The 17,802-nt window shown below is 58.1% G+C and carries 18 protein-coding genes; 7 read left to right on the forward strand and 11 right to left on the reverse strand.

Going from position 1 to position 17,802, the window contains the following annotated elements:
- The first annotated feature begins 93 nt into the window (after positions 1-93).
- Complete coding sequence (locus QEP11_RS08055; RefSeq protein WP_284336120.1) at positions 94-489, forward strand: DUF4878 domain-containing protein; 396 nt, start codon at positions 94-96, stop codon at positions 487-489.
- Positions 486-1,067, forward strand: a complete 582-nt coding sequence (locus QEP11_RS08060) for a YiiX/YebB-like N1pC/P60 family cysteine hydrolase (protein ID WP_284336121.1) — start codon at positions 486-488, stop codon at positions 1,065-1,067. The genes QEP11_RS08055 and QEP11_RS08060 overlap by 4 nt, the downstream gene beginning before the upstream one ends.
- A gap of 6 nt (positions 1,068-1,073) precedes the next feature.
- Here QEP11_RS08060 and QEP11_RS08065 read toward each other — a convergent pair whose 3' ends face one another.
- From QEP11_RS08065 to QEP11_RS08080, 4 genes are all read right to left on the reverse strand, one after another.
- Positions 1,074-1,808, reverse strand: a complete 735-nt coding sequence (locus QEP11_RS08065) for an ABC transporter ATP-binding protein (RefSeq protein WP_284336122.1) — start codon at positions 1,806-1,808, stop codon at positions 1,074-1,076.
- Positions 1,805-2,569: an ABC transporter ATP-binding protein gene (locus tag QEP11_RS08070; RefSeq protein WP_284336123.1), complete on the reverse strand. Its 765-nt coding sequence runs from the start codon at positions 2,567-2,569 to the stop codon at positions 1,805-1,807. The genes QEP11_RS08065 and QEP11_RS08070 overlap by 4 nt, the downstream gene beginning before the upstream one ends.
- Positions 2,566-4,470, reverse strand: a complete 1,905-nt coding sequence (locus QEP11_RS08075; RefSeq protein ID WP_284336124.1) for an ABC transporter permease — start codon at positions 4,468-4,470, stop codon at positions 2,566-2,568. The genes QEP11_RS08070 and QEP11_RS08075 overlap by 4 nt, the downstream gene beginning before the upstream one ends.
- Before the next feature lie 92 nt (positions 4,471-4,562).
- Positions 4,563-5,765: an ABC transporter substrate-binding protein gene (locus QEP11_RS08080; protein WP_284336125.1), complete on the reverse strand. Its 1,203-nt coding sequence runs from the start codon at positions 5,763-5,765 to the stop codon at positions 4,563-4,565.
- A 369-nt stretch (positions 5,766-6,134) separates the two neighbouring features.
- On the opposite strand from QEP11_RS08080, the gene QEP11_RS08085 reads away from it, so the two are divergent.
- From QEP11_RS08085 to QEP11_RS08095, 3 genes are all read left to right on the forward strand, one after another.
- Entirely contained in the window at positions 6,135-6,908 is a 774-nt protein-coding gene (locus QEP11_RS08085; protein WP_284336126.1) for a ferredoxin--NADP reductase, read from the forward strand.
- Positions 6,909-7,017: 109 nt separating this feature from the next.
- Entirely contained in the window at positions 7,018-7,824 is an 807-nt protein-coding gene (locus QEP11_RS08090; RefSeq protein ID WP_284336127.1) for an IclR family transcriptional regulator, read from the forward strand.
- Between the two features lie 119 nt (positions 7,825-7,943).
- On the forward strand, positions 7,944-8,717 hold the full coding sequence (locus QEP11_RS08095; protein ID WP_284336128.1) for an SDR family oxidoreductase: 774 nt from the start codon (positions 7,944-7,946) through the stop codon (positions 8,715-8,717).
- Positions 8,718-8,890: 173 nt separating this feature from the next.
- Here QEP11_RS08095 and QEP11_RS08100 read toward each other — a convergent pair whose 3' ends face one another.
- From QEP11_RS08100 to QEP11_RS08120, 5 genes are all read right to left on the reverse strand, one after another.
- Positions 8,891-10,057 carry an ABC transporter substrate-binding protein gene (locus QEP11_RS08100; protein ID WP_284336129.1) on the reverse strand — a complete coding sequence of 389 codons (1,167 nt, stop codon included), beginning with the start codon at positions 10,055-10,057 and terminating at the stop codon, positions 8,891-8,893.
- A gap of 89 nt (positions 10,058-10,146) precedes the next feature.
- Positions 10,147-10,854: an ABC transporter ATP-binding protein gene (locus QEP11_RS08105; RefSeq protein ID WP_284336130.1), complete on the reverse strand. Its 708-nt coding sequence runs from the start codon at positions 10,852-10,854 to the stop codon at positions 10,147-10,149.
- Positions 10,841-11,605 carry an ABC transporter ATP-binding protein gene (locus QEP11_RS08110; RefSeq protein ID WP_284336131.1) on the reverse strand — a complete coding sequence of 255 codons (765 nt, stop codon included), beginning with the start codon at positions 11,603-11,605 and terminating at the stop codon, positions 10,841-10,843. The genes QEP11_RS08105 and QEP11_RS08110 overlap by 14 nt, the downstream gene beginning before the upstream one ends.
- Complete coding sequence (locus tag QEP11_RS08115) at positions 11,592-12,566, reverse strand: branched-chain amino acid ABC transporter permease (RefSeq protein ID WP_284336132.1); 975 nt, start codon at positions 12,564-12,566, stop codon at positions 11,592-11,594. Before QEP11_RS08115 ends, QEP11_RS08110 begins: the two co-directional genes overlap by 14 nt.
- 1 nt (position 12,567) lies before the next feature.
- Positions 12,568-13,431, reverse strand: a complete 864-nt coding sequence (locus tag QEP11_RS08120) for a branched-chain amino acid ABC transporter permease (protein ID WP_284336133.1) — start codon at positions 13,429-13,431, stop codon at positions 12,568-12,570.
- A gap of 390 nt (positions 13,432-13,821) precedes the next feature.
- Between QEP11_RS08120 and QEP11_RS08125 the strand changes: the two genes are divergently transcribed.
- Positions 13,822-14,154: a YqcC family protein gene (locus QEP11_RS08125; protein WP_284336134.1), complete on the forward strand. Its 333-nt coding sequence runs from the start codon at positions 13,822-13,824 to the stop codon at positions 14,152-14,154.
- Positions 14,155-14,189: 35 nt separating this feature from the next.
- On the opposite strand, the gene QEP11_RS08130 is transcribed toward QEP11_RS08125, so the two are convergent.
- The gene (locus tag QEP11_RS08130) at positions 14,190-15,173 is read right to left on the reverse strand and encodes a YihY/virulence factor BrkB family protein (protein WP_284336135.1); all 984 of its coding nucleotides are present in this window, start codon (positions 15,171-15,173) and stop codon (positions 14,190-14,192) included.
- 273 nt (positions 15,174-15,446) lie between these two features.
- Between QEP11_RS08130 and QEP11_RS08135 the strand changes: the two genes are divergently transcribed.
- The gene (locus QEP11_RS08135) at positions 15,447-17,009 is read left to right on the forward strand and encodes an acetyl-CoA hydrolase/transferase family protein (RefSeq protein WP_284336136.1); all 1,563 of its coding nucleotides are present in this window, start codon (positions 15,447-15,449) and stop codon (positions 17,007-17,009) included.
- A gap of 96 nt (positions 17,010-17,105) precedes the next feature.
- Here the strand turns inward: QEP11_RS08135 and QEP11_RS08140 are convergent, their stop codons facing one another.
- The gene (locus QEP11_RS08140; RefSeq protein ID WP_284336137.1) at positions 17,106-17,801 is read right to left on the reverse strand and encodes an LrgB family protein; all 696 of its coding nucleotides are present in this window, start codon (positions 17,799-17,801) and stop codon (positions 17,106-17,108) included.
- Position 17,802 lies beyond the last annotated feature (1 nt).

The following is a 17,802-nucleotide window of genomic DNA, read 5'->3' on the forward strand; positions in this document are numbered from 1 at the left end:
GTCTGGCTTGCCATCCATGCCGCCCTCCCTTAGCCTGCACGCCCAACAACACGTCTAACGTCGCCGCAGCGCGCACTTCGAGAGGAAATCAGTATGTCTATTTCACGCCGCACCTGCCTGGCCATGGGTTTGGCCATGGGTCTGAGCGCCTGCCTGGGCAGCGCCTCACCATTTGGTGTGGTCAAAGATTTTTATGCTGCCGTGCAAGCAGGCAATACCGACAAAGCCCTGCAATACATGGCTTTGGCTCAAGTCTCGGCCGACGAAATGCGCATGGTCAAACCCAAGGTGGAAATGATGGTGGCGCAAAGCAATTCCGTCACAGAAGCCAACGGCGGCATGGGCAGCATCGAGTTGCTCGAAGAAAAGATTGCAGAAGATGGCCAAACAGCCCGTGTACATGTGAAATTGACGTACAAAAATGGCAAGACGAAGGAAGAAAACTTCAAGCTGCGCCAAGAAGATGGCAACTGGAAGATCATCCTTTGACCACCGGCCTGCTGTACAAGGCCACGATTGGGGTGGCCTTTTTTTTCAGCGGCTGGTGTGCTGCCCAAACCCCGCAGCTGCCAGCCCAGGCCATGGCTGGCGACCTGATTTTCCGGGCGGGCACTGAAGGGGTCAGCCATGCGGTAATGGCTGTGGATCAAGGGCTCTACAGCCATGTTGGACTGCTCATTGGAACGCCAGAAAATTGGCAGGTTGTGCATGCTACGCCTTCCGAGCGCAGAGGCACACCAGATGCCGTGGTGCTCGACGATCTGGCGTTCTACCTGGATGCACAGCGTGCCAGTGGCTTCCAGGTGATGCAGGTGCACGGAGTCAGCGCCACCCAACGACAGCAAGTGGTGAACTGGGCCCTGGGCCAAAAGGGGCGCCGCTTTCATATGCTTGACCGCACGCTGGGCACCTATTGCACGACCTTGGTGTGGGACGCGTGGCAGCACGCCGGGCTCGATCTGCAAGTGCACTTCACGCAGGTGTCGCTCCCCTTGCTCAGCGGCAGCTATCTTCTGCCCAGTGCGCTGGCGGCTTCACCGCACCTGCGCGCGCTGGCAGCGCCTTAAACGGCTTCACACCCCAAGATACTGCTGACGCACCTTTTCATCGCCTGCCAGTTCAGCCATGCTGCTGCTGTGCACAATCTGGCCTTTTTCCAGCACATAAGCACGGTCTGCCACCACTTGCGCGAATGGCAGGTTTTGCTCGCTGAGCAAAATACCAATGCCCTGGGCCTTGAGCTGCAAAATCGTTTTCGCCATTTGCTCCACGATCAAGGGGGCCACACCCTCGCTGGGTTCATCAAGCAGCACCACGTAGGGCTGCCCCATCAGGGTACGCGCCACGGTCAGCATTTGCTGCTCACCTCCACTCATCTGTCCTCCCGGGCGATCTGGCATTTCCCCCAGATTGGGGAACAGTGCAAAAAGCTTTTCAGGCGTCCAGTGCGGCAGCGCTTCTCCACCAGGCCAGGAGCGCGCCTTCTGCCGCCCCACCTCGAGGTTTTCCAGCACCGTCAGCGCAGTGAAGATGCGTCGGTCTTCCGGTACATAGCCCAAGCCTGCACGTGCGATCTGGTGCGAAGCTTTGCGGCGCATGTCAGCGCCCATGAAAAAAACTTTTCCTTCGCGCCGCTGCACCAGCCCAGCGATGGATTTGAGGGTGGTGGATTTGCCTGCACCATTGCGCCCCATCAACGCCACCACTTCACCACGCCCCACGTTCAAAGAAACGCCGTGCAGGATGTGCGCAGCGCCATACCAAGCATTCAACTGCTCCACCTGCAGCAATGTATCAGTGCCGCTCATACCTGTTTCTCCAACACCAGGCCCGTGCCCAGATAGGCTTGCTGCACCCGAGCGTCATCACGCACCTGCTGCGGCGTACCTTCAGCCAGCAACTGACCCCGCACCAGCACCGCCACGCGGTCGGCCTGACCGAACACCACATCCATGCTGTGTTCGGTAAACAGCACGCCCACCTGCCGGGCCCTGGCCAGCTCACGCGTCAGCTGCATCAGCGCCACACGCTCGCCAGGAGCCATGCCAGCCGTGGGCTCGTCCATGAGCAGCAACTTGGGATCGTGCGCCAGGGCAATCGCCAGCTCCACACGCTTGACATCACCATAGGCCAACGCGCTACAGGCACGGTCTGCCTGGGCGGCCATGCCCACTTGCTCGAGCAAAGCCAGCGCATGGTCGCGGCGGTGCGCAGCCGCCCGTGGCCACCATGAAAAAATGTGCTGGTCGTGCGAGAGCAAGGCCATCTGCACGTTCTCCACCACCGTGAGCGAAGCAAAGGTCTGCGCAATCTGGAAAGTGCGCCCAACACCCTTGCGCCAAATGTCACGCGGAGCCAAACCCGCTATGTTTTCGTCTGACAGCAACACATGACCACGGTCCGGCCTGAGCTGTCCCCCTACCATGTTGAAGGTGGTGCTCTTTCCCGCGCCATTGGGGCCAATCAGCGCCAACAGCTCTCCGGCTCGCACGGAAAACGACACATCCCGCACGGCCTGAACACCGCCAAAGGTTTTTGAAATACCCTGAACCTGGAGCAGCGTATTCATGCGCCCACCTGCACTTTCTGAGACGGGCCCCGCAGCCCGTGCAGCATTTGCCCCAGCCCCGCGATCCCTTGGGGAAACAACATCACCAGCAGCAGCATGGTGCCGCCCATCATGGCGCGCCAGTAATCCGTATTGCGCGCCACGGTGTCATGCAGCCATGTAAAAGTTGCAGAACCAGCGATGGGGCCTGCCAGGCTCTGGATGCCGCCCAGCAGCACCATGACCAGCGCATCCACACTCTTGGTCACGCCCAGGCTGTCTGGTGCCACGCTGCCTTTGGAAAACACAAACAACGCTCCGGCCACTCCTGCAAAAGCACCTGCAATGACAAATGCCACCCACTGAATGCGGCGCACATTCAGCCCAATGGCGTCGGCACGCAGAGTGGAATCTCGCGCTGCGCGCAATGCGTAACCCAGTGGGGAGAACAATATGCGGCGCAAGAGATACACACCCAGTACGCACAAAGCCAGCGCCAGCCAGTAAAAATGCTCTGTAGATGCTGCCCAATCACTGGGCCATACGCCAGTCAAGCCATTGCTGCCCCCAGTGAGCCCATCCCACTGGAACACGATCGCCCATGTGATTTGTGCAAAAGCCAGCGTCAGCATCGTCAAATACACGCCTGACAGGCGCACGCAGAACCAGCCGTAGAGCAATGCACCGGCCGCAGCCACCAAGGGACCAAACAGCAGCGCTGCCTCCATGGGCAGATCCAGCGCTCGTACCGCCAGTGCGGCGCCATAGGCGCCCAAACCAAAATAGGCGGCATGACCAAAAGAGTGCATGCCACCGGGGCCGAGGATGAAGTGCAGGCTTGCAGCAAACAGTGCTGCAATCAACATGTCCGTAACCAGCACCGTGGCATAGCTGCCTTTGCCCACCAACAGCGGCATGAGCAGCAAGGCGGCAATCAGCACACTCCAGGCGATGGTGCTGCCCCGCCCCGCCGAACGCAGCGGCTGCTCGGGCACCCCTGTGTGGCGTGTCGCGGCTTGAGGCTGGCCCATGAGTCCCCAGGGCCGCCAGATCAGCACCACAGCCATCACCAGGAACTCCACCACCAGTGTGAGCTTGGAAAATGACACCTCCACACCTGCTATGTCCTGCACGCCCAGCCAGATGCACACTGCCTTGATTTCCGCAATCAGCAGTGCCGCCACGAAGGCACCGGGAATGCTGCCCATCCCTCCCACAACCACGACCACAAAGGCTGCGCCAATGGTGGTCATGTCCATCTCCAGGCTGGCCGGTTCACGCGGCAATTGCAGCGCTCCAGCCAAGCCCGCGAGCAGCGTTCCCAAAGCGAAAACTGCGGTAAACAGCCACGCCTGGTTGACCCCCAATGCTCCCACCATCTCGCGGTCTTGCGTGGCAGCTCGCACCAGAGTGCCAAAGCGGGTTCTGGTCAGCAGCAGATGCAGACCCAGGAGCACCAGGGGACCAACAGCAATCAACAACAAGTCATAAGTTGGAAACTGGCGGCCCAGTATCTCGATGGACCCATCCAGACCCGCTGCACGCGGACCAAACAACTCTTCCGGTCCCCACAGCCACAGAACTGCATCTTTGATCACCAGTACCAGCGCAAACGTGGCCAGTAACTGGAACAGCTCAGGCGCTTTGTAGATGCGCCTCAGCAGGCCCATCTCGGTCACTGCGCCGATCAAGCCGCACACCAGCGGAGCCAGCAACAAGGCAGGCCAGAAACCGATAACAGATTCCAGTGCTTCCACGCTGGCAAATGCGATATATGCACCGAGCATGAAGAAAGAGCCATGCGCAAAATTGATGGTGCGCGTGACCCCGAAGATCAGCGACAGACCCACAGACACCAGAAACAGTGACGATGCGCTGGCCAGTCCGTTGAGCAATTGGGCCAACAGGCCGGATGCACTCATACGATGTGCTCCTCCACGGCAAAACAATCAGATATGCAAAAGCCACCCAATGTGCGCGTTGCACATGCAGGTGGCTGTAGGTAATGCGCGAATTATTGCGCGCTGGCAGGGCGCAGCTTTTTCACTTCCTCGTCCGAAGGCTGGTAGTCCTTGCCATTGGCATAGTAGAAGTCGGTCATGATGCCGCGCTTCATGTCCTTGCTATACGTGGTCTTGCCTACAAAAGCGCCCATGGTGGACTGGTTGTCCTGGGGACGGTAGGTGATGGCGCCCCAGGGCGTGTTCACATCCAGACCTTTGAAGGCCTTGATGAGCGCTTCGGTCTCCGTGCTGCCTGCCTTGGTGATGCCTGCGGCCAGCGACTGGATGGCGTTGTAACCCACAATGGTGCCCAGGCGCGGGTAGTCTTTGAACTTGCCTTGGTAAGCCTTCAAGAATGCTTCATGCTCAGGCGTTTTGATGCTGTACCAGGGGTAACCCGTGACAATCCAGCCCTCTGGCGCTTCCTGACGCAAGGCATCCAGATATTCCGGTTCGCCGGAGAGCAAGCCCACCACTTCGCGCCCCTTGAACAGGCCGCGCGTATTGCCTTCGCGCACAAACTTGCCCAGATCCACCGAGAAGAGGACATTGAAAATCGCGTCGGGCTTTGCATCGCCCAAGGCCTGCACCACCGAACCTGCATCGATCTTGCCCAGAGCGGGTGCTTGCTCGGCCACAAACTCGATGTCGGGCTGCGCTTCCTTCATCAGCTTTTTGAAGGTGGCCACTGCCGACTGGCCGTATTCATAGTTGGGATAAACAATGGCCCAGCGCTTTTTGTTCAGCTTCTTGGCTTCCTGCACCAGCATGGCAGTCTGCATGTAGGTCGAGCCACGCAGGCGATAGGTATAGCGGTTGCCGTTTTCCCAGACCACCTTGTCGGTCAGCGTCTCCGAAGCCAGGAAGAAACGCTTTTTCTGGCCCGCATAATCGGTCAGCGCCATGCCTACGTGCGACAGGAAAGAGCCGGTGAGCACATCGATCTTCTCGCGTGCATACAGCTCCTCCGCAGCGCGAATGGCATCACCAGGATTGCCGTTGTCATCGCGCGTCACCAGCTCCACTTTCTTGCCCAGCAAACCGCCTTGTGCGTTGATTTGCTCCACCGCCAAGTCCATACCCTTTTTGTAGGGCTCCAGAAAAGCTGGCATGGCTTTGTAGCTGTTGATCTCTCCAATCTTCAGCACATCTTGGGCCGCCCAGGCAGGAAGTATCGCCAGGGCCCAGACGGGCAGTGTCCAGCGCAGTTGCATATGTCGTCCTCCACGGTGCGGTGGCACCATGCTAATTAATACTCAAATTGAGTATATTTAGTTTTAAAAAAATGCGCCGGCGCCAATACGCCGTACACCTTGTCATTATGCTAATTCCGAGCATTAATCACTGTCAAGCTTTGCGGCATTTATCACTCCAGGCAGGTGCTTATTACTAATCCATCTCAAATGAAAGACCGCAACTGCCCCCTTGCGCTTGCATTTCTCGGACAATAGTAGATTGATATATAAAAAGTCGGCCCGCTATACCCCTGGCGCATATCACGCAGTCATACAGGGTTCGCCACCCGGCTATCGAAGCCCGGGCATGCCGTGCCCGTTTTTGCATCCTCTGACTTTAGTTCCATCATGAGTGCTTTTCTCGAAGAACGCGTCCTGTCCGTGCATCACTGGACGGACCGTCTGTTCTCTTTCACGACCACACGTGACACTTCGCTGCGTTTCTCCAACGGCCACTTCACCATGATTGGCCTGAAGGTGGATGGCAAAAACCTGTTGCGTGCCTATTCCATCGCCAGCCCCAACTACGAAGAGCACCTGGAATTCCTGTCCATCAAGGTGGAAGACGGCCCTCTGACCTCGCGTCTGCAGCACATCCAGGTGGGCGACACCATCATCGTGGGCAAGAAGCCCACAGGCACGCTGCTGATCGACTATCTGCTGCCTGGCAAGAATCTGTACATGATCGGCACGGGTACGGGCTTGGCGCCATGGCTGGCCATCGCCCGTGATCCCGAAACCTACGAAAAATTCGACAACGTGGTGGTCGTGCACGGCGTGCGCGAAGTCAAGGAACTGGCGTACAAGGACATGTTTGAAAAAGACCTGCCCGAGCACGAATTCCTGGGCGAGATCGTCAAGGACAAGCTGCACTACTACCCTACCGTGACACGCGAGCCTTTCCGCAACCAAGGCCGCATCACCGACCTGATCAACAACAACATCTTCCCGCAATGTCTGGGCCTGCCCGCGCTCAATCCTGAGACCGATCGCGTCATGCTGTGCGGCAGCCCCGCCATGCTGGCCCAGCTCAAGGAAATGATGGAGCACCGTGGCTTCAAGGAAGGCAATACCACCACCCCTGGTGACTTTGTGATCGAGCGCGCTTTCGTCGAAAAGTAATCCCATCAGCAACCGGCCTGCCAAGCCCGCCCGCGCACTGCACCGGCGGGCTTTTTTGTCAGCGAAAGCCCTGTAGCGCGACAACTGCGGCATTTCCATAATCTGCAGCATGCCTGCAACCTTTGTCTCTGCCCCAACCCCTCAACCGCTGGATCGCAACTACGTCATCGCCCTTGCACGCGGTCTGGATGTGCTCTCATGCTTTCGCTCAGGGGAAAAGCTTTTGGGCAATCAGGACATTGCCAAACGCTGCAAGCTCCCCAAATCCACAGTTTCGCGCCTGACCTATACGCTGACCACGCTGGGCTACCTCATCCATGTCCCCGAAGAAGGTAAATACCGGCTGGGCACTGCCACCCTGGCACTGGGCAGTGCCATGCTGTCCGGCATGGATGTTCGCAAGCTGGCCCGTCCACTGATGCACAGGCTGGCCGAACTGACGCAGTGTGAAGTGGCTCTGGCCACAAGAGACAGGCACAACATGGTCTATGTGGAGCATTGTCCCAGCCCGCAGCCCATGGACTCGGATCTGGACATAGGCACTCGCCTGCCCCTGGGCACCACCGCTATTGGCCGCGCCTGGCTAGCCGCATGCCCACTGCCGGAACGCCAACAGGCGCTGGACTATCTACAGGCCCATGCCCCAGACCAGTGGGCTGATGCCGTGCAACAGCAAACGCAGTGGCCTCAGCACCATGACCGTGCGCACCCCTGGCTGACCACATCCTTTGGGGACTGGCTGCCCCATGTCAACGCGATTGCGCTGGCCTTCTCACCCGGCCGAGGCTTGCCGCTGATGGCCATCAGCTGTGGCGGCCCTGCACGACTCATCTCTGCCGACATGTTGATGCAGCGGGCCAAGCCGGAGCTGGAACGCATGGTGCGCCGCCTTCAGCAAGCGATCTACCAAGCGTAATCCCGAGCCTTTGCAGTAGCCAAGACGACAGCCATCTTTGCCGTTCAAACCTAGCATGGTCACTTGAGCATTCCGCCACGCGGATCGGCTTTTCCACCACCATCCAGGAGACAAAAAGCATGAGTGTCAAACAACTGTTCGATCTTTCGGGAAAAACGGCCTTGATCACCGGAGGCTCCCGAGGCCTGGGCCTGCAAATGGCCGAAGCCCTGGGGGAAATGGGAGCCAGGCTAGCCATCACTGCGCGCAAATCCGATGAACTGGCCGAGGCCAAAGCTCACCTGGAAAAGCTGGGCATCAAGGTGCACACCTTCACCAATGATCTGCAGAAGTTCGATGCCATTCCTGGGCTGGTCGATGACGTTCTTGCGCAACTGGGCACCATCGACATTCTGGTCAACAACGCCGGAGCAACCTGGGGGGCCAAGGCCGAGGAGTATCCGGATGAAGCCTGGCACAAGGTGATGAACCTGAATGTTTCTGCGCCCTTCTTCCTGACCCGTGAAGTGGCTCGCCGCGTGATGATTCCCAAAGGTGCAGGCAACGTCATCATCACCGCCTCTGTTGCCGCGCTCAAGGGCACGCCACCCGGCATGAATACCGTGGCCTACAACACCTCCAAAGCCGCTGCGGTACATCTGGCACGCACCTTGGCCTCTGAATGGGGACACTACGGCATTCGCGTCAACTCCATCTGCCCGGGATTCTTCCCCAGCAAGCTAGCCAGCGGTCTGATCGACAAGCTTGGAGACCAGCTCATCGCCCGTGCCCCACTGCGCCGCATTGGTGGCGAAGAAGACTTGAAAGGCGCTGCGGTGTATCTGGCCTCTGATGCATCACGCCACATGACGGGCCAAGCCCTGGTTCTGGATGGTGGTGCCAGCCTGATTTGAGCGACTCGCTGAAGATGCTGCGAGCGCTGAAGACCTTCTTCCTCAGATGCTCAAAGTATCAAACCACTGTCATTTCAAACATCTGCATGATGTTTATCTACCCTGTCGTAGATAAAAAGCGCAGCCTGGCAAAGCTGCGCTTTTACACACTTACCGATCAGTAGGCACACTAATTACTTGCTGGTTTTCACCACGATGATCTGGCCATCCTTGACCGCACCGCCGCGCTCCGTCGTCAGCGTGCCGCCAGCAGCATCCACCCCCAGAACACCACCGGGATTCACCTCTGCCGACAATCCTTTGTAGCCCTCATCGAGCTTGGCATGAATCGCCTTGGCATCGGTGACCGAGCCTGCCAACTGCATCGCCTTGACGGTGGCATGCACGGCCGTGTAGTTCCACAATGCTTCCGAGCCAGGCACGCGACCGGCAAACTTCTTGCCAAAGCGATCAATGAAGGACTTGTTCACCGGCGATGGGTCTGCCGACACAGGAAGCACGCCAATCGCACCTTCTAGCGGGCCCATGCCACCCACCACGCGAGCCATTTCATCAAGCTTGGCCTGGTCCATGACCAAAAAGCCACCTTTGAACCCCAGTTCGCGCGCCTGCTTGATGACCAGTGCGGTTGGCTCCGAAGCACCGCCTACAAACAGCACATCAGGCTTGGCCGCCAAGGCCTTGCTGACACCGCTGTAGAAATCGGTGGCGCGGTTGTAGCTCATGGGGTTTTCGGCCACCACCGTACCGCCCAGCTTTTCCCATCCTGGCTTGAATGCGGCAGCCCATGCCTTGCCATAGTCATGGTCAGCGCCCACCATGGCGACTTTCTTGCCGTATCGCTCCATCAGGTACTTGGAGAAGGGTTCGATATAGGTGGTGAACTCCGGCGGAATACGCAAAGTCAGCTTGTTGCCACGGTTGGTGATCTGCGGCACAGAGCTATAGGCCAGCACAATGAAGTTGTTGCGCTCATTGGTGGTTTGCAGTGCAAAAATACCGCCAGAGTGCGGCACCAGAACAGCGGGGGTTTTGTGCTGTTGCACCAGGCGCTGCGCATTGATGGCAGTCTCCGCGGGGTTGTATTTATCGTCCAGCGGGACGATTTCAAACTTCACCTTTTTGCCACCGATTTCCAGGTTGGCTGCATTGAGCTCATCAGCAGCCAGCAGCATGCCGTCAAGCGCATTCTTTCCATACTGCGCGGCACCGCCTGACAGCGGCCCCGAGTAGCCAATTTTGACCACGTCCTGCGCCATCACCGGCACTGCCCAGGTGGCTGCGCAAGCCAGTGCCAGCCCTGTCAGCTGGCGGCGATTGAGTCGAGAAAATGCACGCATGGTTGTCTCCTTGTATATGGTGTTTGTCTAGCGCTGCAGTACCGAAAAAACTACGCGTGAGCGCGCAGTGAAAATCATGTGCGGAGGCATCACGCCCCTATATAAGCCTTGCGAATCGAGTCATCCGCGAGCAGCTCCTGCGGCTTGCCTTCACGCACGATATGGCCGCTTTCCAGCACATAGGCACGGTGGGCAATCTTCAGCGCCGCAAAAGCGTTTTGCTCAGCCAGCAGCACCGTGGTGCCACTTTGGTTGATTCGCTGAATCACTTCAAACATCTGCTTGATCACCAAGGGCGCCAAGCCCAGCGAAGGCTCATCGAGCAGCAGTACTTTGGGGCGTCCCATCATGGCCCGGCCAATTGCCACCATCTGCTGCTGACCGCCGGAGAGCGAACCTGCGGGGTCATCCTTCTTATCGCGCAGAATCGGAAACAGCGCATACACCTCTTCGAGGATCTGCTTGCTCGGCCCGGTATCGTTGCGGTGCACATAGGCACCAAGCTCCAGGTTTTTCTGCACGCTCATCTGCGGAAACAGTTTGCGCCCTTCCGGGCACTGCACCACGCCCGACTGCACGATGGAAGAAGGCTTGCTGCCCACCAGCTCCCTGCCTTCCCAGGTAATGGATCCACCGGCTGCCTTGTGGATGCCACTGGCTGTCAGAAACAACGAGCTTTTGCCCGCACCATTCGCACCCAGCAGCACCACCAGTTCACCTTTATCCGCATGCAGGCTGACCTGATCGAGCGCCAGAAAGCTGCCGTACTTCAGCGATACCTTGTCAAACTTCAGCATGCTCGCTCCCCAGATACGCGTCGATCACCGCCGGGTTGCGGCGAATCTCTTCGGGTGTACCTTCTGCAATTTTTTCGCCGTAACTCAGCACCAGAATCCTGTCGGCCAGGCTCATGATCATTCCCATCTTGTGCTCGATCAGCGCCACCGTCATGCCGTGCTGCACAAACTTGCGGATCAGCTGTGCGAGACCTTCTGTCTCTTCCGGGTTCACGCCGCCCGCAGGTTCATCGAGCAGCAGCAGCTTGGGGTCGGTGGCAAGCGCCAGCGCAAACGCCACACGCTTGCGCTCTTCCTGCGTGATGTCACCGGCCAGACGGTGCGCAATGTGCGACAGGCCGACAAAGTCCAGTGCATCGCGCGCTTTTTCCCGGCACACCCGCTCTTCTTCGCGCAGGCGGCTGGAGCCGCGCAGCACATCCCACAAACCGGAGTGCGTGCGCAGGCGGTGCCCAACGATCAGGTTGTCCAGCACCGATGCCTTGTCAAACAAGGCGGTCAATTGAAACGTGCGCGCAATACCCAGTTTGGCCACCTGATCGGGGCGCAGCGATGTCACGTCCTGGCCATTGAACGTGATTGTTCCGCTGGTGGGTTTGTGCATGGAGCTGATCAGATTGAAGAAGGTGGTCTTGCCTGCACCGTTGGGGCCGATGATGGCGTTGATCTTGCCCTCCTCAATCACGGTGCTGACGTCATTGACGGCAGCCAGTCCACCAAACTTTTTGGTGAGCTTTTCAATCTTGAGCATGCGGCTTGCCCTCCTTGGCTGCGCGGCGTGCACGCCACGCCAAAAAACTCCCCACAATGCCGTGCGGCAAGAAGATCACCAGAGCCACCAGAATGGGACCGAACACGATGAAACGGTACTCCTGCAGGAACTGCAGCGACTGCGTCAGCCACGGCATGCCAATCGCCCCCAGCAACGGCCCCAGCACCGTCCCCAGGCCACCCACGATCATGAAAATCATCATGTCGAACGTGTGGTGAGTGCCCGCAATATCAGGTCCGATAAAACGCACAAAACCCGCATACAAACCACCAGCCATGCCGGCGTAGAAGACGCTGAGCATGAACGCCAGCGTCTTGTTGCGCATCAGGTTGATGCCCAGTGCCTCCGCCAGCTCATCGCTGTTGCGGATGGCGATGAAGGTGCGCCCCAGCAAGGACTTGACGATGCGGCGCATGGCCCACACCGCAATCACCAAGAAAAACAGCATCAGGTAATACAGCGCCAGAGGCGACTCGAAGGACACCGATCCAATCGCTTCTGGAGCGGGAATGCCCATGATGCCCACCGTGCCGTGCGTCAGCCCCTCCCACTTCTCGATCAGCAAAAACATGATGTAGCCCACGCACAGCGTGAAGATCGAGAAAAAGTGGCCCTTGAGGCGCAATGAAACAATGCCCACAAAGTAGCCCAGAAAGGCACTCACAACGCCAGCCATGGGGAAGGCAGTCCAGAAGCTCCAGCCGTGGTCCACCGTCAAAATGCCTACGGTGTACGCGCCCACCGCCATAAAGCCTGCGTGCGCCAGATTGAGCTGGCCGGTGTAGCCGGTGATGAGATTCAGGCCCAGCGTGGCAATGGCAAAAATATAGGCCGTGCTCATCACCGTGAGGTGGTAATCGTTGCCCGTGATCCAGGGGAACACCAGGCTGGCCGCCAAAAGCAGACCCCAGGCCAGCTTGCTATCGATAAAGCCTTTCATCTCAGCGCCCCCTCTTCGCAAACAAGCCCTCAGGACGCATCGACAGAATCACTACCAGCAGCACAAAAGCGATGATGTCCTTGTAATCGGTAGAGACGTAGTAGGCGCCAAAGCTCTCGGCAAAACCGATGATCAGCCCGCCCACAATCGCTCCCGGAATACTGCCCATACCGCCCAGGATAATGATCACAAAGGCTTTGGTAATCACCAGATGCCCCATGGCCGGATAGACCAAGTTGATGGGGGCATACAGCGTGGCGGCCACAGCAGCCAGCACGCCAGAGATGGCAAAGGTCAGCATGGCCACCCGGTTGGCATCAATGCCCACAATCGATGCGCCATCGCGGTTTTGCGCCATGGCAATGATGGTCGAGCCCATCACGGTGCGCGTGAGGAACAGGTGCAGCGCAACCATCAGTGCAAAGGCTGCGCCAATGATCAGCAAGCGCTGTGCGGGCGCTGTCACGCCGCCCAGATCAATGATGCTGGTGTAGGGGGTTTGCATGCGCTGGAAATCCGCCCCCCAGATTGCTTGCGCCGCAGCCTCCAGAAACAGGAGCACACCGATGGCCGCAATCATGGGGTGAATCCCTGTGGCATTGCGCAGCGGGTTGAACACCAGCCGTTCACTGATCACTGCCATCAGCGCGACCACAGCTGCTGCCGTGAGCATGGCCAGCCAGTAACCCATGCCCCACGCATTCATGGCATGAAAAGCCACAAACGCACCGATCATGTAAAACGCACCGTGCGCAAAATTGGGCACGTGCAAGATGCCGTAAACCAAAGTCAGGCCCAGCGCCACCAGACCATAAATTCCGCCCAGAGTCAGCCCGTTGAGCACTTGTTGCAGCAAAGCGTCCATCACACCCTCCTGCAAGCTGGGTCGTGTCGCACAGCGGTGCGGCACGTACTGGTGTTGTCATGCATCCCCGTCTCCTTGTCTGTTTTGACACAGCCTTCGCAAGCTGCAGCCAGTCCAGACTAGGGGCTGGACAAGGAAATAACCAGCAGGAAATTCCGCTGTGCAGAACTTTTCGGGCAAACCCCGAGCATTTAGGCTCGCCGGGAGTAACGCAGTTGACCGCCGCCAAGGGAAAACCTTAGGTCTATCTACTCCTGATAGTGAAGCTGTGTCGGCTAGCCAAGCTACTCGGTTGCCTTGCCAGGCAGGCCAGCGCTATTGCGCCAATACCTGCACGGCATAACAACGCAGCCCTGCCAGGGAATATCGGAAAGCGCAAAATCTGCTGCTATGAGCGATACCTCCACCATCCTGCGTCAACAGCTGCAACAACTGGAAGCCGAATTGCGTGCGGCTTCGCTATGGAGCACACTGCCCCCTTCCGAGGAGGCCATGGCTTCAGTCATGCCTTTTATGTACGATACCCTGCAGATCGAAGAATGGCTGCAATGGGTATTCATGCCGCGTCTGCATGCGCTCCTGGATGCCGAAGCCACCTTGCCCAGCAACTGCAGCGTGCACCCTCTGGCAGAGCACGAATGGACAAACCGTTTGCCCAACGGCACCCATGCTGCGGCCCTCAAACTGCTTGCGGAAATTGACGCCACCTTGAACCGAGCCTGAATGCCGTACTCCGGCGTTTGCCCCATGTGCAAGCTCTAAATTTCAGGCCACTGCTGACTGGCCTGACCGCCAACACTGCGGGGCACAGCCGCCTTCCCTTTGACCTCCTCAGCGGCTGCTGCCGGAGTTTGGGCGCTCCCCATATCCAGCGCTTTGGCGAAGCTGGCCCCGAGCAGCAAGATGGCAGAGGTGACATAAATCCACATCAGCACCACAACCAGTGAGCCCGCCGCCCCATAGGCGGACACCACGGCTGCCGTTGATAGGTACCAGGCCAAGGCCTGCTTGCTAAGCAGAAACAGCACCGATGACACCAGCGCACCGCACACCAGATGGCGCAAGCGCGGCTTGCTGCCCGTACCGATGCGCATCAAACCCACAAACAGGACGGTGATGACCATGAATGACACGCTCTCATTGATCACACTGACCACCACGCTGGGTGGCGCCATATTCAGCAAGCTGCCAGCCAGCTGCGTGAACATCTTGATCGCCGTGGATAACACCATGGTCACCAGCATTAGAAAACCGACGATCAACACATAGGCCAGGCCACGCAAGCGCAAGGTCGCCAGCTTCCACCAAGCTTTTTGCGCTGGTGGCGGCTCATCACGACCGAACTGCCACAGTTTGTCGAGCGCATTTTGCAACTCGACAAACACGCCGGTTGCCCCTGAAAGCAGCAACACAAATGCCACGATGGATGCAAGGCGTCCCTCCGCAGGAGCCTGGGCACTGGCCAGTGCGCCTTGCACCACGCTGGCACCACGCTCACCCATCACATCCTGCACTTGCGCCAGCAATGTGCTCTCCACCACGCTGCGGTCCATCCACCAGCCGAGCAAGCCCACAATCAGAAGCACCAATGGTGACAGGCTGAGCAAGCCGTAAAAAGTCATTGCCGCACTCATGCGAAGGCCGTCAGCGTTCATCCATAGTTTGACGGCATCCACAACAGGCTGAATGGGCCGTAGCAAAGCGGCCAAGTGTTCTTTGGTATGAGAGAGTGCAAAAGCCATGGAGACAATTTTGCTTGCTGTCGTCGCAAAGAGGTGTCAGCGCAGACCGATCCTCTGCTTGTGCACAAGTGGCATGGAAAAAACTCGAAAAATCCACAGGTTAAAGCCGCTTTATTCAGATTTTTTCAAGATTCGGTATCGGCATTTTCCCTGATCAAGAACGCTGGCCTTGCTCCATTCGCTGTGTTCAACTGAGGGTTGGCACCTAGGGTTGAACCCGGAAAAAGACAAAAGAACGCTGTTTGAAAGACAGTTTCACAGGGGGACAAGATTATGCAAACAAGTTTTACAGCGGCCTCGCCTGCAGACCGTGTTTTGTGTACTGCGCTGCGCGAGCGCATCATGACGGCAGACCAAGCTGCGAGCCTCATTCAATCGGGCATGACGCTCGGGATGAGCGGCTTCACACCGGCAGGAGCTCCCAAAGCTGTCCCGCAGGCGCTAGCCAAGCGCATTGAAGCGAAAAACGCGGAGGGCGAGCAGTTCCGCATCAGTCTTTGGACAGGTGCATCCACATCGGCCGAACTGGACGGTGCGCTGGCCAAAGTGCGAGGCATTGAACGCCGCTTGCCCTACCAGTCTGACCCGACCGTGCGCGCCGAGATCAACAACGGACGCATGCAATACGTGGACATCCACCTCTCGCATGTGGCGCAGTACGTATGGTTCGGCTTTCTGGGCCATCTGGATGTCGCGGTCATCGAAGTGGCGGGTATCCTGCCTGATGGGCGCTTGATCCCATCCACCTCCGTGGGCAACAACAAGACATGGCTGGAGCAGGCTGACAAGATCATTCTGGAAGTCAACAGCGCCCAGCCGGCCGAGCTGGAAGGCATGCACGACATCTACTACGGAGCAGCCGTGCCGCCCAAACGCAAGCCCATTCCCATGGAACACCCGTTTGACCGCATCGGCGATCCGTACCTGCATTGCGATCTGAGCAAAGTGATTGCGGTGGTGCCAACTGCACAGCGCGACAAACTGCCCGCATTCAGCCCAGCCGACACAGACTCTCAGCGCATTGCAGCCAACATCATCGAATTCTTGCAGCACGAAGTAAAAGTTGGCCGCCTGCCGCCGGAGCTGCTGCCGCTGCAATCGGGTGTGGGCAATATTGCCAATGCCGTGCTGGCAGGCCTGAACAACGGCCCGTTTGACCACCTGAACGCCTATACCGAAGTGCTTCAGGACGGCATGCTGGACATGCTCGAGTCCGGCAAGCTCGACACCGCTTCCACCACTTCGCTGGCACTCAGCCCCGAAGCCATGGAACGCTTCCTGGCCAATATCGACTTCTATCGCCAGCGCATCATCTTGCGCCCGCAGGAAATCTCCAACCACCCTGAGCTGATTCGCCGCATGGGGCTGATTTCCATGAACGCGCTGATCGAGGCCGATATGTACGGCAACGTCAACAGCACCCATGTCATGGGTTCCTCCATCATGAATGGCATTGGCGGTAGTGGCGACTTCGCACGCAACGCCTATCTGTCGATCTTCATGACACCGTCGGTCGCCAAAGGAGGAAAGATCAGTTGCATCGTTCCGATGGTGTCGCACGTGGATCACACCGAACACGATGTGCAAATCATCGTGACGGAGCAAGGTCTGGCGGACCTTCGCGGCCTGGCGCCTGTGCAACGGGCACGGCTGATCATCGAGAAATGCGTGCACCCCGACTTCAAGGATGCAATGACCGATTACCTGGAACGCGCCCTGCGCGATGCACCAGGCAAGCACACTCCTCACCTGCTGGATGAGGCCTATGACTGGCACCGCCGCTACCTGAAAACAGGCAGCATGCAGAACCATCCACCCGCTTTGCGCGCTGCATAAACCATCAAAAACGGCCTTGGTGTTTACCAAGGCCGTTTTTTATCTCTTGTTGTTGCTGTTGCTTGTTTACCAAGCCATGACCGTTCGTCGTCTTTTTTAGAAAAACACCATGCGCACCCACGGCGCTGCCAGCACATTCACTGCACCGGCAATCATCATCACCAGCGAGGCCACAACGGCCTGAACATCGCCAAACTGACGCGCCTTGGCCACACCCGTGCCGTGTGCCGCCCCACCCAAAATAGCTCCGGTTGCCATCTTGCTGCGCACATGCGGCAACACACGCAACAGCACCTCACCCACGAGCATGCCGGTGATACCTGTCATCACCACAAACAAGGCCGCCAGATCGGTGGGGCCACCCAGCACTCGCTCAGCCTCAATGGCAAACGGCGTGGTGATGGAACGTACCGCCAAACCTTTTTGCAGCTCTTCATTCAAGCCAAAGGCTCCGGCAAACCAAACTGTGGTGGTGATTGAGACGGTACTTGCCACCAAAACGCCTGTGGCAATCGACAAGCAATGTTTTTTCAACATGCCTCGATGCTCATATAACGGCAGTGCAAAAGCCACTGTGGTGGGGCCCAGTAACCAGGCCAGCCAGCGTGTTTGTGCAATGTACTGCGGATAAGTCACATGACTGAGAAGCACCAATGCGATCAGAACCACCGGTGTAGCCAAAATAGGCATCAACCACGGCGAGGGGTACTTGCGGTACAAGCGTTTGTTGACCGCGTAGCAAGCAACTGTGACCAGCAATGACAGCGCTCCGATGGCTTCATTGGACAGCATG

Source organism: Comamonas halotolerans, assembly GCF_030162935.1.
Classification (GTDB): domain Bacteria; phylum Pseudomonadota; class Gammaproteobacteria; order Burkholderiales; family Burkholderiaceae_C; genus Comamonas; species Comamonas halotolerans.

Coding starts and splice junctions, on each gene's coding strand:
- QEP11_RS08055 (WP_284336120.1), top strand. CDS start 94: ATGTCTATTTCACGCCGCACCTGCCTGGCCATGGGTTTGGCCATGGGT.
- QEP11_RS08065 (WP_284336122.1), bottom strand. CDS start 1,808: ATGAGCGGCACTGATACATTGCTGCAGGTGGAGCAGTTGAATGCTTGG.
- QEP11_RS08125 (WP_284336134.1), top strand. CDS start 13,822: ATGAGCGATACCTCCACCATCCTGCGTCAACAGCTGCAACAACTGGAA.
- QEP11_RS08135 (WP_284336136.1), top strand. CDS start 15,447: ATGCAAACAAGTTTTACAGCGGCCTCGCCTGCAGACCGTGTTTTGTGT.
- QEP11_RS08075 (WP_284336124.1), bottom strand. CDS start 4,470: ATGAGTGCATCCGGCCTGTTGGCCCAATTGCTCAACGGACTGGCCAGC.
- QEP11_RS08085 (WP_284336126.1), top strand. CDS start 6,135: ATGAGTGCTTTTCTCGAAGAACGCGTCCTGTCCGTGCATCACTGGACG.
- QEP11_RS08115 (WP_284336132.1), bottom strand. CDS start 12,566: ATGAAAGGCTTTATCGATAGCAAGCTGGCCTGGGGTCTGCTTTTGGCG.
- QEP11_RS08110 (WP_284336131.1), bottom strand. CDS start 11,605: ATGCTCAAGATTGAAAAGCTCACCAAAAAGTTTGGTGGACTGGCTGCC.
- QEP11_RS08120 (WP_284336133.1), bottom strand. CDS start 13,431: ATGGACGCTTTGCTGCAACAAGTGCTCAACGGGCTGACTCTGGGCGGA.
- QEP11_RS08140 (WP_284336137.1), bottom strand. CDS start 17,801: ATGCTGTCCAATGAAGCCATCGGAGCGCTGTCATTGCTGGTCACAGTT.
- QEP11_RS08095 (WP_284336128.1), top strand. CDS start 7,944: ATGAGTGTCAAACAACTGTTCGATCTTTCGGGAAAAACGGCCTTGATC.
- QEP11_RS08100 (WP_284336129.1), bottom strand. CDS start 10,057: ATGCGTGCATTTTCTCGACTCAATCGCCGCCAGCTGACAGGGCTGGCA.
- QEP11_RS08090 (WP_284336127.1), top strand. CDS start 7,018: ATGCCTGCAACCTTTGTCTCTGCCCCAACCCCTCAACCGCTGGATCGC.
- QEP11_RS08080 (WP_284336125.1), bottom strand. CDS start 5,765: ATGCAACTGCGCTGGACACTGCCCGTCTGGGCCCTGGCGATACTTCCT.
- QEP11_RS08130 (WP_284336135.1), bottom strand. CDS start 15,173: ATGGCTTTTGCACTCTCTCATACCAAAGAACACTTGGCCGCTTTGCTA.
- QEP11_RS08105 (WP_284336130.1), bottom strand. CDS start 10,854: ATGCTGAAGTTTGACAAGGTATCGCTGAAGTACGGCAGCTTTCTGGCG.
- QEP11_RS08070 (WP_284336123.1), bottom strand. CDS start 2,569: ATGAATACGCTGCTCCAGGTTCAGGGTATTTCAAAAACCTTTGGCGGT.